Annotated in this window: 14 protein-coding genes and 1 tRNA gene; 3 read left to right on the top strand and 12 right to left on the bottom strand. The window is 39.7% G+C overall.

Translation table 11 applies throughout. The features are described 5' to 3' along the window. Positions 1-85: 85 nt before the first annotated feature. The 4 genes from clpX to PBAT_RS00225 form a co-directional block, all read right to left on the bottom strand. Positions 86-1,354 (bottom strand): ATP-dependent protease ATP-binding subunit ClpX, encoded by a 1,269-nt coding sequence (clpX, locus tag PBAT_RS00210; RefSeq protein WP_068645752.1) that lies wholly within the window; start codon positions 1,352-1,354, stop codon positions 86-88. A 12-nt stretch (positions 1,355-1,366) separates the two neighbouring features. Further along, positions 1,367-1,957 carry an ATP-dependent Clp endopeptidase proteolytic subunit ClpP gene (clpP, locus tag PBAT_RS00215; RefSeq protein ID WP_068645753.1) on the bottom strand — a complete coding sequence of 197 codons (591 nt, stop codon included), beginning with the start codon at positions 1,955-1,957 and terminating at the stop codon, positions 1,367-1,369. A 225-nt stretch (positions 1,958-2,182) separates the two neighbouring features. Beyond that, the gene (gene tig / locus PBAT_RS00220) at positions 2,183-3,517 is read right to left on the bottom strand and encodes a trigger factor (RefSeq protein WP_068645754.1); all 1,335 of its coding nucleotides are present in this window, start codon (positions 3,515-3,517) and stop codon (positions 2,183-2,185) included. Positions 3,518-3,642: 125 nt separating this feature from the next. Continuing rightward, positions 3,643-4,479: a hypothetical protein gene (locus tag PBAT_RS00225; RefSeq protein WP_246169297.1), complete on the bottom strand. Its 837-nt coding sequence runs from the start codon at positions 4,477-4,479 to the stop codon at positions 3,643-3,645. A 243-nt stretch (positions 4,480-4,722) separates the two neighbouring features. Between PBAT_RS00225 and PBAT_RS00230 the strand changes: the two genes are divergently transcribed. Next, positions 4,723-4,796 (top strand) — tRNA-Arg (locus tag PBAT_RS00230). Positions 4,797-5,315: 519 nt separating this feature from the next. On the opposite strand, the gene PBAT_RS00235 is transcribed toward PBAT_RS00230, so the two are convergent. The 6 genes from PBAT_RS00235 to PBAT_RS00260 all read right to left on the bottom strand — a co-directional run bounded on the left by PBAT_RS00235 (position 5,316) and on the right by PBAT_RS00260 (position 10,514). Beyond that, complete coding sequence (locus PBAT_RS00235; protein WP_068645756.1) at positions 5,316-5,513, bottom strand: sporulation protein Cse60; 198 nt, start codon at positions 5,511-5,513, stop codon at positions 5,316-5,318. A 30-nt stretch (positions 5,514-5,543) separates the two neighbouring features. After that, the gene (locus tag PBAT_RS00240; protein ID WP_068645757.1) at positions 5,544-5,993 is read right to left on the bottom strand and encodes a GreA/GreB family elongation factor; all 450 of its coding nucleotides are present in this window, start codon (positions 5,991-5,993) and stop codon (positions 5,544-5,546) included. A 252-nt stretch (positions 5,994-6,245) separates the two neighbouring features. Continuing rightward, a complete protein-coding gene (pstA, locus tag PBAT_RS00245) occupies positions 6,246-7,127 on the bottom strand; it encodes a phosphate ABC transporter permease PstA (RefSeq protein WP_068645758.1) in 882 nt (293 codons plus the stop codon). Further along, positions 7,124-8,074, bottom strand: a complete 951-nt coding sequence (pstC, locus tag PBAT_RS00250) for a phosphate ABC transporter permease subunit PstC (RefSeq protein ID WP_068645759.1) — start codon at positions 8,072-8,074, stop codon at positions 7,124-7,126. The genes pstA and pstC overlap by 4 nt, the downstream gene beginning before the upstream one ends. A 79-nt stretch (positions 8,075-8,153) precedes the next feature. Beyond that, on the bottom strand, positions 8,154-9,014 hold the full coding sequence (locus PBAT_RS00255) for a phosphate ABC transporter substrate-binding protein (RefSeq protein WP_068645760.1): 861 nt from the start codon (positions 9,012-9,014) through the stop codon (positions 8,154-8,156). A 30-nt stretch (positions 9,015-9,044) separates the two neighbouring features. Continuing rightward, positions 9,045-10,514 (bottom strand): stalk domain-containing protein, encoded by a 1,470-nt coding sequence (locus tag PBAT_RS00260; protein WP_068645761.1) that lies wholly within the window; start codon positions 10,512-10,514, stop codon positions 9,045-9,047. A gap of 438 nt (positions 10,515-10,952) precedes the next feature. Between PBAT_RS00260 and PBAT_RS00265 the strand changes: the two genes are divergently transcribed. Together PBAT_RS00265 and PBAT_RS00270 are read left to right on the top strand one after the other, a co-directional pair. Beyond that, on the top strand, positions 10,953-12,119 hold the full coding sequence (locus PBAT_RS00265) for an amidohydrolase (protein ID WP_068645762.1): 1,167 nt from the start codon (positions 10,953-10,955) through the stop codon (positions 12,117-12,119). A 147-nt stretch (positions 12,120-12,266) separates the two neighbouring features. Continuing rightward, positions 12,267-12,575 (top strand): hypothetical protein, encoded by a 309-nt coding sequence (locus tag PBAT_RS00270; protein WP_157091278.1) that lies wholly within the window; start codon positions 12,267-12,269, stop codon positions 12,573-12,575. Between the two features lie 12 nt (positions 12,576-12,587). Here the strand turns inward: PBAT_RS00270 and PBAT_RS00275 are convergent, their stop codons facing one another. Both PBAT_RS00275 and PBAT_RS00280 read right to left on the bottom strand, forming a co-directional pair. Beyond that, positions 12,588-14,201 carry an AraC family transcriptional regulator gene (locus tag PBAT_RS00275; RefSeq protein ID WP_068645764.1) on the bottom strand — a complete coding sequence of 538 codons (1,614 nt, stop codon included), beginning with the start codon at positions 14,199-14,201 and terminating at the stop codon, positions 12,588-12,590. A gap of 107 nt (positions 14,202-14,308) precedes the next feature. Then, positions 14,309-15,280: an ABC transporter substrate-binding protein gene (locus tag PBAT_RS00280; protein ID WP_068645765.1), complete on the bottom strand. Its 972-nt coding sequence runs from the start codon at positions 15,278-15,280 to the stop codon at positions 14,309-14,311. Positions 15,281-15,432: the final 152 nt, after the last annotated feature.

Genomic DNA, 15,432 nt, shown 5'->3' on the forward strand with positions numbered 1-15,432 from the left:
AACCCTGACGTCAAGATTTGCACGGCACAGGGTAGAAGTGGAACTTCGGCATCAGTTTACAAAGTGCCTTAAGGTAATTGTTCCTTTAGGCGCTTTCTTCCTGTTTCTTACTATCATTATCTTCATTATTTGCATGTAATTCCGGAACAATCTTATCGTTGACTACTTTCTCAGTGATGACACATTCTTTAATATCATCACGAGACGGAACCTCAAACATCAAGTCCAACATTATTCCTTCAATAATAGCTCTTAAACCACGAGCACCTGTTTTACGCTTAATAGCTTCTTTAGCTATAGCGACCAAAGCCTGAGGTTCAAACTTCAAGTTTACGTTGTCCATTTCAAGTAGCTTTTCATATTGTCGAGTCAATGCATTCTTCGGTTCAGATAGAATCCGAACAAGCGTATTCTCATCCAAAGGCTCCAAACTTGAAATAACAGGCAAACGGCCTACAAATTCAGGAATTAGACCAAATTTCAATAGATCCTCTGGAAGAACCATAGATAAATACTCTCCTGGTTGTAGTTCCTTCTGAGTTTCTACACCTGAATTAAATCCAATAACTTTCTTACCAATTCGACGTTTAATTAATTGTTCTAATCCGTCAAATGCACCGCCACAAATGAATAATACATTCGTCGTGTCGATTTGGATGAATTCTTGATGTGGATGTTTACGTCCACCTTGTGGAGGTACAGAAGCAACCGTACCCTCAAGAATTTTCAGAAGTGCTTGCTGTACACCTTCACCAGATACATCACGAGTAATCGATGGATTCTCCGATTTACGTGCTACTTTATCAATTTCATCGATATAGATGATGCCACGTTCAGCCTTCTCCACATCATAATCAGCCGCCTGTATAAGCTTCAATAGAATATTCTCAACGTCCTCACCCACATATCCAGCTTCCGTTAATGAAGTAGCATCTGCAATAGCAAAAGGAACATTCAGTATCTTAGCCATCGTCTGTGCAAGCAACGTTTTACCAGAACCCGTAGGACCTAGTAAAAGGATATTACTCTTCGTAAGCTCTACATCATCAATCTTGCTTTGTGTGTTAATACGTTTGTAATGGTTATACACAGCAACGGATAGTGATTTCTTAGCTTGATCCTGTCCAATAACATATTGATCAAGAATATTACAGATATCCTTAGGTTTCGGAATATCCTTCAAGTCCACTTCTTCCTCGTGGCCTAGTTCCTCTTCTACAATTTCAGTACATAACTCTATACACTCGTCACATATATAAACGCCAGGACCAGCAACTAATTTACGTACCTGCTCCTGAGTTTTACCACAGAAAGAACATTTAAGCTGTCCCTTCTCATCATTAAATTTAAACATATTACCACCCCTTTAAGATTTGATCGGTGAAGAGAGAACTTGGTCAATAAGTCCATAAGACACCGCTTCTTCGGCGCTCATGAAGAAATCACGATCTGTGTCCCGTTCGATTTTTTCGAGGGGTTGACCCGTACGTTCAACATATATTTGATTGAGCTTTTCTCTTGTTTTAATGATCCAATCCGTATGAATCAAAATATCTGAGGCTTGCCCTTGAATTCCACCCAAAGGCTGATGAATCATCACTTCACTATTAGTTAAGGCAAATCTCTTACCTTTTGCCCCAGCAGTCAGTAGCAAAGATCCCATACTCGCCGCCATTCCCATACATATCGTGGAAACATCCGGTTTAATAAATTGCATCGTATCGTATATACCCATCCCTGCTGTAACAGAACCACCCGGTGAGTTGATATATAGACTTATGTCTTTCTCAGGGTCTTCAGCAGCCAGGAATAATAGCTGTGCTATAACGAGATTGGCAACATCATCGTCAATTGCATTACTTAGAAAAATAATGCGATCCTTAAGCAATCTGGAGTAAATATCAGAAGATCGTTCCCCTCGATTGGTTTGTTCTACAACCATAGGTACCAGACTCATTTGTCCAACCTCTTTTCCATTCAAAGATAGACTTCATTGCTTTCAACAGTATTTTACCATGTTAGAAGCACGATGTCATTTTTTCAACTATCATATTCAATTCTTTTTAAATAAATATGTATTTGCGATTACATCCAATTACCTTATGATTTATCCATAATTTGGATAAATTTAGGTAAAAATAAGGCACGTAAATAAATACGCGCCTTATCATAAGCAGACTTCTTATTTACTTTCTTCTGAAGTTGCCTCTTCTTTAACTTCTACAGCAGCGACTTCTTTACTGTTAGACAGTAGGAAATCAATTGTTTTACGCAATGAAATTTCTTCACGTAAACTATTCAATGAACCATTACCTTCTAGAACGCTACGAAGTTCTTCAGCAGAACGTTTGTAGGATTCAGACATTGCTTCCAATTCTTTAGTGATATCTTCATCCGTAACTTCAATGTTCTCAGCTTTAGATACTTGCTCAAGAACAAGATTGTTACGAACGCGCTTGTCTGCATCACCTTTCATTTGTTCTTGAAGATCTTCCGTTGTTTGACCGGAGAAGCTTAGGAACATTTCAAGGTTCATGCCTTGAGCGCGAAGACGATTATCAAAATCACGCATCATGCTTTGAACTTCACTAGCGATCATTGCTTCTGGAATCTCAACTTCAGCTAATTCAGCAACTTTATCTACAACAAGACCTTCACGAACACCTTTTGCTTCTTGCTCTTTACGAGCAACAACTTGTTTGTTCAAATCTTCTTTGTACTCAGATAATGTTTCGAATTCACTAACGTCTTTTGCAAACTCATCATCCAATACAGGAAGTTGTTTGCGTTTGATTTCATGAATTTTCACTTTAAAGATTGCTTTTTTACCAGCAAGATCTTCAGCATGGTAAGTATCTGGGAAAGTAACTTCAACGTCTTTAAGATCGCCTGTAGCTAATCCTACGACTTGCTCTTCAAATCCTGGAATAAATGTGTTACTTCCAAGCTCCAAAGAATAACGCTCAGCTTGTCCGCCGTCGAAAGGAACACCGTCTACAGAACCATCAAAGTCGATAATTGTGATATCGCCATTTTCTGCAACGCCTTCTTCAATAACAACTAACTCAGCATGACGCTCTTGCAAACGACCCAATTCTTCGTTCAGTTCTTCTTCAGTTACTACAACTGCTTGAACTGGCACTTCTACACCTGTATATTGACCCAATGTTACTTCAGGCTTAACAATTACTTTGGCTTTAAATTTAAAAACCTGACCTTTAGCAAATTGATCAATATCAATTTCCGGACGATCTACAGGGAAAATGTCTGTTTCATCAACCGCTTGTGTATAAACTTCTGGAAGCAAGATATCAATTGCATCTTGATACAGACTTTCTACGCCATAACGTGATTCAAAGATAGAACGTGGCACTTTACCTTTACGGAATCCAGGTACATTTGCTTTCTTAGATACTTTAGTAAAAGCCTTATCGAGTGCCTCGGTTACACGCTCTACTTCTACTTCTACTTCAAGAACCCCAAGGTTCTTCTCTATTTTTTCCCAGGTTGCTTTCATTTTATGCTTTCCCCTCCAAAAATATTTCAATTGTTTATTATTATCTACATAAATTCACGCATAGAACAACCATTTTAGTATAAACAACATTGAATTCTTTTTCAAGAGCAGGGTTATGTTTAATCCTATAACCCTTCAGAAATAAATTGCTTCAACGCACGATAAGCTTGTTCGAATTGAAACCTAATATTCTCTGTTATTCCATACATAGCACGTGTTTCTTCTTCATTTCTGCTTCCTGTAAGACTTTCAGATACTGTTTGATGAAGTGCAGCCGCCCAGATATCCATTACCAAATCTTCTTCAATAAGCAAAGATTGATAGACATTTGTTCCATACGCACCTTTAATAAATTGGATCCACAGCTCTTGAGCAAAATAATAAAGCGTAGGTTCCTGTACTTCGGTATGTTGTGCAACCCGATCTACAATATCGTGTACAACGAGCGGGAAATCGCTATCTTTCAGCGGAACATTCTCAATTTCAACTTCAACCTGTTCCTGTCCTCGTACAAAAGTAACGCATCCTTGCATACCTCGCTTATGAAGTGTCTGTAGTACCCGATACTGAAGTAGTGGGTGCATCGCTCTCGTCTGTAACCATTCCGTCAAAGACCGATCTATATCTTCACCATTCAAGTAGGATAGATGTTCTAATGCTAACATGGTCTGTTCAGACAAAGCCTCATGCATGACTTTGTAGAGCAACTTATTAGCATAATCGGTATCTTCAGCAAGCTTACCCATCACTTTAAGCCTTGTTAATTCCTCTTCATCTAGATCAATTTCTTTATCCAAATGAGCTTGTTCATTATCCTCGCCCTCAATATAGTGAGGGAAAGCGGTCTCTAGCCATTCAAGTAACGCCTGCCATTCATCAATATGTCGCTCTTCCTGTCCTTGGCATTGAAGCAAGAAACGTAGTAACTCCATCGCTTCTCCGTATCGTTCGCTTTCAAGCATGACCGTAAGTTGAATCTGATAGTAATCCAACGTCTTCGGAAAAAGTACAATATTATCTTTAGCAGGGGGATTTGTGTCGTTTATAAATGCTCCTCCTCTTTACCTTATCTCCATTATTTAAATTATATCACACCTCTTCTTAGTTTTAAAAAGTCACCTTTATCACTTCACTTTCATATATTATTAAATAATGCTTGCTATTACACGCCTGCCATGATATATTATTAATTGTTCGTTTTTCGCGTCTCAGTAGCTCAGCTGGATAGAGCAACGCCCTTCTAAGGCGTCGGTCGGGGGTTCGAATCCCTCCTGGGACATCATAGAAGAAGCTCTCCTTTTATAGGAGAGCTTCTTCGCGTATAAGGGGATAATAATTCCCTTAGGGGCGTCGGTGCATCTCAACGTTAGCATACGCTTCGCAGTCTCAACCAACGGGAGAGTATCCCTCCTGGGACATATAGTATGAAGACTCCCCATTGCCATTGAGGAGTCTTTTTTTGTTTTAGAGTACTAGAGCCCCCTATAAAGGGACTTCGAAGGGTATACCTCATAAGAAACATTTAAGGGACTACTTTTCTATATACAGAAAAGTAGTCCCTCTTGTTAATGAATAGCATGACAGCTTTGCTATCCTTATTTAAGGATCGTATAAATAACCCAACAAATCATGACTGTTACAATACACATTGTAGAAATGGAAGACAGGAATAAAAAGAAAACACTATACTTCCGATCCTCATGGGTCACAACATCGTTTTTTCTCGATGGTATCTTATCATCCATTCCTCCCTTGGAGGGAGGTTGGTATTCCCTCACGCTAAAAACTCCTTTCCTTGCTATTCTACTTTATCTTCTATTCTATAAACGACCAGTATGGTGCTTCTCTGCCGTTCTGTTCTTGAGTTGCTAGTCTTAACTACAGATTCATAACAGATGTTAATTACTTGATCATCTTTTAATCCTGCTAAAAACTGATTAGCCTTATTCTCGGCATAAGAATTATCCGAATCCACAAACTCTTTGACCTGTATCATCTTCCACTCTCCTTTTAATATCAAACTTGATTACCTGTCAATCTCACCGTAATTCATGTATTTAATCTCTGTTATTCTTACTTTAATAGGACCTGAAGGTACGACAAATTCATACAGCTCATCCAATGTAGTCGTTAACAATTGCAACCCGATCGGAGATAGAAATGAGATCCAGTTCTTACTTGAATCCGTCAAATGAGGAAAAACAATTGTATATTGCTCCTCATAACCGTCATCCTGATATTGAAGAGTCACTTGACTACCAATAAGAACCCTAGAATTTATAGACTCTGGATTCCCCTCAGCAATAATATTCTCAAGTGATGACGTATACATACAAAGAACTTGATCCACTTTATTTCGCTCATTAGAATCATCTGATATATAATTCTTCAAGAAAAATTGCCGCTCTTCATCAAAGAATACAAGCTGGTTCACCAACTGGGTACTGGAACCTTGAAGGATCGCACTATGGTTCATAGTATATTTCACCCCCTGTATGAAACTTCTCCCTTTCTAAACCACGATAATACAAGCCCATATTAATCCCTCCATAAAAATATAGACCTCGTGTAAGGAGGCCTTTATCGTATCTTATCAAATATTTACATTTAATCAAATGTAAAAGAATGTTTCAGCTTTTCTTAATGTATTAATAATAGTCAAATAGACCGATTCCCCGGTCAATTCAGACCTTAAGGAATCAGCCAATTTGCGAAATCGATAAGCTTACTACATTTTTAATTTACGGTTGCTTATCCATAATGGAATTCGAAACAGAAGATTAATGAGTAACACAACTAGAACTAACACAGCTGCTGATCGGTCTGCGATCTGCTTCGCATCTTCTACGATCGCCTCTGATTGTACATACCACAGATGCACTGCAAGCGTCTCTCCAGGCGAGAATAGATTAAAGTCCCACATCTCTCCAGAAGTGCTTAATCCCGCCGTTAAAAGGATGACCGCCGATTCTCCAAATGCTCTACCTGCTACCAAACAAATACCCGTAACAATCCCCCGCATAGCGATAGGTAGTACGACCGTACGAATACATTGGAACTTTGTCATCCCTAGGGCATATGAAGCGTTACGAACATCAACCGGTACAGCTCGAATAGATTCTTCTGTGACACGAGCAAGCATAGGTAGATTTAGAAAGGCTAGACTGACAGCCCCACCTAATATCGTAAGCCCTACTTGAAAATAAGAGGCAAAGATAGCTAACCCTAACATCCCAAATACAATAGAAGGGACAGAGGCTAAGCTCTCAACACATATACGTAACACTTCAGTAAACTTATTCTTGGGTGCATATTCAGCCATGTAGATTCCGGCTCCGATTCCTATTGGTATCGAGAGGGCTAATGAAATCCCTAGAATATAGAATGAATTAAATAACACGGGGCCAATCCCACCACCAACATCCATTTCTTCAGGAAGTTTCGTTAAGAAGCCCCAAGACAAGCTAGGCAATCCCTTGCTTAGAATCGTATAGAGAAGCCAAAATATAAGCATTAGAACTAAGACTCCTAGCGTATAAAACCCACCCGTTGCAATTTTATTAAGCCTAATGGAACGGGTTATTTTTGGAGTTCTTGTAAAACCACTCATGTAAGATCCCCTCCCTTTCTACCTAGGAAGCGTATAAATAAGATAAGAGCAAAGGATATAAGCAGTAACAAGAAGGCCATCATGTGCAATGCATAATTCCAAGGTGAATCAAAATCAACATTTGATATTTGCATAACAATATTACTCGTCAACACGGAAGTAGGAGAGAAAAATGATTTAGCTAACTGTGCTGTATTCCCTATTACCATCACAACAGCCATTGTCTCACCTATTGCACGTGTCATTCCCATAATTATTGCCGCAACAACACCTCTACCCGCTGCGGGTAGTATCACTTTCATAATAACTTGTATACGCGTAGAACCCATAGCATATGCTGCATCACGGTATTTCTTAGGTACCGCTGAAATCGCATCGTCACTAATACGACAAATCGTAGGTAGAATCATGAGCGTTAGAACTAGCGCTGCTGCAAGCAGACCATCCCCGAGATTCTCACCACTTATTTCACGAAGAAACGGTATGAGCACCGTCAATCCCAAATAACCGTATACAATAGATGGAATACCTACTAGAAGATCGAGGACCGGGCGAACTACATTCTTAAACCAAGGTGGAGCAATCTCAGCAATCAAGATAGCCATACCTACAGATATAGGCACTGCGATCACGAGTGTAAGAGCTGTCAACGATAATGTATTAATGATAAACAGAGCCGCCCCGAAGCGTCCCTCCTCAGGTGTCCAATCAAATGAAAAGAAGAATTCAGCAATTGAGACATGTTGAAATGTCAGCAGTGCTGTTTTTCCAATGAAGAAAATAACGAGTCCCAATACAAAACATAGCGCAAATATGCTAAATAGAGCATAAAATTTAAACAATTTATTGGAAAAGTGCACCCTCGCATATCTGTTAAACCGATTTGAGTTCCTAGGTTTAGTTAGCATTTCATCTTTAGTCGCGAACGATTGTGCAGGCGTACCCATCATATACCTCCCAGAAAGCAGCCAGCTCCATTGTTTCTAGAGCTGGCTGCATAATGATCTTTCCTTTTCTTAATGATCCTTATTTCATTGCAGCAATCGGAATGAATTTCAATTTCTTCAATGAACTTTGTTGGAATTTGGAGCTCTGAACATATTCAATGAAGGCTTTTGTTGCGCCTGTTGGTTGACCCTTCGTCATATAGTATCCATATGCCCATATTTTGTAGCTACCATTGATGACGTTATCTGTTGATGCAACTACACCATTGAATTTAACAGCCTTCAAATCACTAGTCACATACACCAAGTCAATATAACCAATAGAGTTCGGTGTAGTAGCAACAGCTGTTTTCATATCACCACTTGATCCAACTTCTTTATAGTTCTTTTCTTTCTTTGTGATATCGCCGCCATTTAGTGCCTTAGACTGATAGTTAACACGAGTACCCGATCCGAAAGCGCGGGTGATCACTACGATATCAGCGTTATCACCGCCAACATCTTTCCAATTCGTAATTTTACCAGAGAAGATACCTTTCAATTGATCCGTTGAAAGATCTGTAACTTTCACATTGTTGTTAACGACTGTAGCGAAAGGAATTACCGCTACTTTGTTAGCTACTTGACCTGCAAAAGCTTTAAATCCAGGAACATCCATACTTGCATCCCAGTCACAAGCACCAATGTCAGCAATACCTTTTTTCACAGCTTGTGGACCTGTAACTGATCCCTTACCCGAAGCAGCAACTTTTACTTTAGGATTCAATTTTTGGAACTCTTTTGCAGCTTGAAGAGTCAAAGGCAATAATGCAGTTGAACCATTCACTGTAATCTTTCCACTCAATTGACTTGGAGCAGCTGAAGCTGCACCGACAAGAGCCGATGACACCAACATAACGGATGTAACTGCAACTAATGATATTTTTTTGAATAATTTCACTTTAAAAACCCCTCTCGTTTGAACCATATTTTATTGTGTAAGCTGAATTTGTTGACCATTTGTAATTACAATTACTTTACCGTCAGAGATAACTGCCAACTGTGTACCATCCGGTGAAAGAGCTACTTCGGAAATATCGTTCTTTGTGCTGAATAGTTCCACTTGTGTTCCGTTTGCATCAACCTTAATCACTTTCATGCTTCCATCTTTAGCAATTCCAACTACAATAATAATTCCGTCATAAGATACGTCTTCGAAAGTAACATCAATATTACTAACTAAATCCTGAGACTTCCCATCAGCTGTAACTAGTTTGATTACGTTAGTAGCCGTTGTATTATCTGCATCGGCGCTCATATATAGGGTATTACCACCGCTTAGTAATGCTGGATATAACTTATTATCATTGCTATTGGTTAATTGAACGGGCTTAGCATCTTTTGTAGCGAGATCAAGAGAATAGAGTTGTGCACCTGCACCAGTGTAGTCGATCGTTAACGATTCCTCTGTGCCCTCTTTATCCGTTTTAGCAACACCCGTTATATTTACGATATAGACGATCTTTGTTTCATCAGAAGATACACGAACATCAGACTTGTTCTCTACTTTATCTGCTAATACTTGCGTGATTTTGCCTGTGTCTAAACTTATGTAGGAAATTTTCTCTTGTTTGTCACCTTGAATGAAATATACCTTTTTGTTATCAGCAGACCATCTTAAATCTGTTTTGACTGATGTATCAGAACCGACGATTTGAACTTGCCCGCTACTTATCGTCAAAATGGATAGTAGATTGTTATCATCAATGAATGCTCCCAACTGCCCATTAGGTGAAACTGTTATTGAACCTTCACTTGCAGAAGTAGACAGCAACTCAGATCCATAGGTTGTTTTGTTAAGCTTGTAAAGTTGAGCCGTCTCTCCATCTTCTTTCGTTACTACGATATTTCCTGTTGCGTCCCAATGAAGCGTGTCAAATGATCCACTAAGTCTTTTCACCGTTAGGATTCGATTCACCTTATCCGCCTGACCTGTAATCACTTCTCCACCGATTGCTTCTACAATCGCACCAAGTTCAACATAAGTTCTTCCGTCTTGTGCGATTGGTGCAGTCTTAAATGTAAGATTCGCACTATTAACTAAATATTTCAGTGACTGTGGTTGAATGTTAACTGTATGAACAGAATTGGCATCCTTTAATGTAATCGTTCCTTTGGAGAGTGTCGCTGAAACCTTCAATGCCTTCGCAAGATCATTTACCGCATACAGCGGTGTTTGATTAACTAGAATGGATTTCAAAATAACGTTACTACCATTCACGTTAATTGATGAATCGACAACTTTGTATGCTACCGCCTTCTTCACTACTGCTTTATTCACTGCTTTATTCACTGCTTGACTCGTTGGCTTAGCACTTGCTGCACCTGCGGTTCCAGCTGCTAAAGCGGTTGTAACTAGTGTAGTTGCGACCATAATCGTCATTAATTTACTATTTCTCAATTATATTCACCCTTTTCTTGTCATAAAAGCTATAAGTTCATTGTCGTATACAAGTGTTAAATCTGAACAACTGGAATGTTATGGTAATGTAAAATTGAGTTTATTTTTTAAAATATAGCGATAATTCTTCTCTTAACTTCCTCTATCAAACGGTTGCGCACCAAAAATATGTATTCATAATCATTTTCATTCGTACTTGTCCTAGATTTGTTGTCTATCGATCTATTCAAGTGAAGTGTTATATATAATAGAAGAAACATACAAATAGATAATGCCAGAAGCTTTAAGGTAGCCCAATTAAATACTCCAACATGTTGACACTTGATCCAAAAAAGGAGTAACATACCAACTAAATAAAAATCTTATCGGATAACTTTGAATTATAATGATATACATACAAATAAAGGTTATCTAACCTAATGAAATGAGGACTATCCCATGACAAATGTGACTAATATAAAAGAAGCAACTTCAGAACAAGCCTTATCTCAACACCTAATCGAGGTTCGACGTAATCTTCATATTGAACCTGAATTATCAAATGAAGAATACAAAACCACTGCAAAGATCCGTGAATGGCTGACTGAAGCAAACATTCGCATTCTGGATGTTCCACTAGCTACAGGATTAATCGCTGAAATTGGTTCAGGTCAAGATCCGATTGTGGCTATTCGGTGCGATATTGATGCCTTACCTATTAAAGAACAGACGAATTTGCCGTTCGCTTCACAGATTGACGGCAAAATGCATGCTTGCGGTCATGACTTTCACACGGCTGCAATCCTCGGTGCAGCTTATTTATTGAAAGCACGCGAATCCGAATTGACCGGGACCGTACGTGTTTTGTTTCAGCCTGCTGAAGAAACAGGACATGGTGCAACATCCGTATTAGCCTCGGGCGGTCTAGATAACGTATCGGCCATCTTCGGTTTGCATAATAACCCAGACTTACCTGTTGGAACATTTGGAACTCGTACAGGCGCTTTAACAGCTGGCGTTGATCGCTTTGAAATAATGATTCGCGGTATAGGAGCCCATGCTGCCTACCCTGAGAATGGCGTAGACAGCATCGTGACAGCTGCACAAATTATCCTTTCGTTACAAACCATCGCCAGCCGAATTACAAGTGCCACTGAACCTGTGATTGTCAGCGTGACGAGAATTAATGGTGGAAACACATGGAACGTCTTACCCGAAGTTGTTGAGTTAGAAGGAACCGTCCGAACCTATAATGAAGAAATTCGACGTCTCATTCCAGAAAAAATAAACCAGATTATTAAAGGAACTGCCGCTGCCGCTGGAGCAGAAGCAGAGTTACATTGGTATCCGGGTCCTCCTGCCACAGTTAACGATGGGGCTTGGGCCGACTTCACCAAAGAGATTGCAACCCTTGCAGACTATAAGGTACTTGATTTATCCCCCCAAATGGGTGGTGAGGATTTCTCATTCTACCTTCAGCAAATCCCTGGGGCCTTCGTCAATATTGGTACTAATAGCGCTTATGGATTACATCACCCTCAGTTTGATGTAGATGAAGAAGCATTATTACCTACTTCACGCTACTTCGCTCTACTAGCAGAATCCGCTTTAAAGAAGCTTTCGTAGATAACCTAATTGACTACAGCAGAAGGAAGTATTTCCTAAAAACAAAATATCTGTGAACGGCAAATAAACCCTCTGGACTTGGGGGTTTATTTGCTGTCTTTCATTCATCTAAAAAGATTCTTAGTTTCCTTATTCCGTATTATATTAATGAGTGGGGGGCGTACTCGTTCATTATGGAGAGGGGATCATATTATCATAATTAACGACGAACATTGTATCATTTCTGTTCCGTTCAACACGTCAGTAAAAATGTTAATAGGTATGGAACAGCGCAGTTCTGGTGATGTATATATCTTAGGAACACTTATGCCTAAGCTTAATATACTTCAGCAGATCAGATATATGGCTCAATCGGATGGGACCCGGCCGACTCCTCTCACACCAACGTACGTACCGTATTCGTATACAGCGGTTCTTGGTTATTCACCGGTATTTTCTTCATTTCGGAAGTTTTGAACCTTTATTGCGCTAGAGCATTCTCAGAACGTCATCAATTTTTTTGCTATTGGCAAGGAGGTGATCTCGGTTCATCCATGTCATAAAATCAACTTCGAACGCACGACGATTTCGAACGGCGGGAATTGTTTGCCACATGGGATGATCAATCTGCTGCCTTTCTGAACCTGCTACGTCTTCATGCCATTTATCGAACGCGAAGAAAATATAATCCGCATCTAACCCGTTCAACCATTCCCACGTCACACCTTGTCTACCTACTTCATGTGTTAACGCCTGTACCATCGGATGGGGAGATATACCTAAATCCTTCCATAAAAACGGCTTCGTATATTTCTGATCGACGCTGATGTAATCTGCTGTAATACGCAGAAAAGCATACGTCTGATTCCTCATTGAGCCAAACAATAATTTTCTCGCCCTGGATAGTTTATCCTCATATTGTTGAATGGCATACTCCGCCTGATCAACCCGTCCCAACCGTTCCGCTAATGTTCGTAATGTTGTATACACATCCATATCATCATCTATAATGACATCGGTATACATGAATTGCTTGCATTGCTCATATTGATTCGTACGAAGCTCGTAATCACTTCTACGTGCAATAATTAGATCTGGCTCGTACTCTGAAAGTGATTCATAGCTATCTTGTAAAACATTAAATGTCGGAACATGCTTCAGTCCAAGATATTCTTGCCTCCCCCATCCGGGATGAGACCATTGCACAACAGGAATAACACCTAATGTGATCAATAAATCTTCCATATATAGAGACACAACACGCACCGTACTTCGCAGTTGTTTACGATACTGACCTGGAGCCACACCGACCGACTTCTTAAAGCGGCGGTTAAAATAAAATTCATTGTTAAAGCCTACATGTTGGGCAATCTCATGAATTCGATCTTCTGTTTTTAAGAGTAGCTGCTTCGCATGGTCGATCCGTAGTTTATTTACAAAACTAAGTGGAATTTGACCTGTAAGCTCCTTGAACATTTGCGAGTATTGCCATGGGAACACATTTACATCCGCAGCCAACTGCGCCACTGTCACTTGCACAGCATAGTTATTACTTAAATAATCGATTGAGCTTTTCACAGCACTCTTCAAATCCCGTACAGGGGACATGCTACTATTTTGCTGTAGCATATAGCGAAGGAATTCCCCAAACCGCACATGATTGAGATACCGCATGAATTCTTCTTTATCTTGACTATGTAAGTAGATCTCCTCCAGCAAATCAATGCACCGTGCGAACGGTACGTGGTTCCAGATACCCTTATATGGAAACATAGCAGGCTGTTGTTTATACTTATGCTCCGAGGTATTCAAATCTGGAATCCGAATCGCTTTAAACGTAATAACGTAGAATGAGATACTGTTTTTATATGTATGGATATGAATGACTTGATCTGGTTCCACAATAGCCAGACTTGCTTTGACAATTTCCTGAGTACCATGCCCAATATCTATTTCTGCTATGCCATCCGCAACAGCAAACAGCATATACTCCTCAGCCCCAATAAATTCCTCACTACTCATTTCGTCCAATTGGAGATACCGGATGCCTGTCATCATATAAATGATGGACGGGCAGCAGGAAGATACAACCTCGCTACTCATCATGCCTCCTCCTTTGATAATGAGAATCATTATTACAAGTGTAACGTAAAAAAGAAAGCTCTTCAATAAAATCTAAAGAACTTTCTTATTTGTCTTTCTAAAGCTATTTACTTCACTAAGAATTTCAGCAAATCATCCATTTTCATCGAATTCGCTGTAATCGCCCCTGATTGCCAATGCGATCGTTCTAGTTGATAAACATGGCCGTTTTTGACAGCAGGAATGTTTTTCCATAAAGGGTCATTAAGCAGGGCAACCGCCTTCTCATTGGACTTGGAGTCCCATGTACCATCAGAGGGGAAGATAATAATATGATCAGCAGTAAGCTCTGGTATTTTTTCTTGTGAAATAACATCGTGGGCCTCGATGTTCTTCACCCACGGGAACGGCTCCAAACCAAGGTCTCTGTAAATACTGCCTGTATATGCATTATTCAGACCGAACAGACGCAGCTCCGGCTTGTCCCCGACATCCAGACGAATGACCGCAACCGTCTCACGACCAATTGCCTCTTCCAACTTCTCTTTTGTAGTGGTAATTTTCTGTTTATATGCTTCTAATACACTAGTAGCCTTCTCTGGAATGCCGAGTAAATCAGCAACTATTTTTAGCGTTTCTTCTGCATTTCCAATTACTTCATCAGGCAAGCGATAAGTAGGAGCGATTTTGGAATACAATGGATAACTATCATCCATTCCCCCATTCAATATAATTAAGTCAGGATTATTTTCAAGCATAGCCTCCAAACTGCCGGTAATATCGAATAACGGAACATCCGTCATTCCTAAATAATCTTGTTTACCCCAGCTCGGATGATACCATTGCACAATCGGTTCCACACCCAACGCCAACATATAATCCTCTAAGTAAATACCTGCTACTCTTTGCGGCTTGACAGGAACTTCTACTTCACCAAAAGCATCATTAACCTTTCTTGTAACACTAGTCTCTTGCTTATTTTCTCCTTCATTCGTCGATGTTTCCTTTGCATCGCCACAGCCTGCCAAACTTACCATAATCGCCAGCAGTACGACCAGCCAACGTATCTTTCGTATACTTCCTATTATTTCGACCGCCATATTATTTGCTCACTCCCCTAGTTACTATTCGTTGTAATGAAATCATTATATAATCAATGATAATCATTATCACATTTTACCTGATTCTCATTGTATTCTTTCCATAGAACGATCTCAATGCACATATCCAACTACATTTTGCACAAATATCA

The organism is Paenibacillus antarcticus, from assembly GCF_001637225.1.
In the GTDB taxonomy this organism is placed as follows: Bacteria; Bacillota; Bacilli; order Paenibacillales; family Paenibacillaceae; genus Paenibacillus_AQ; species Paenibacillus_AQ antarcticus.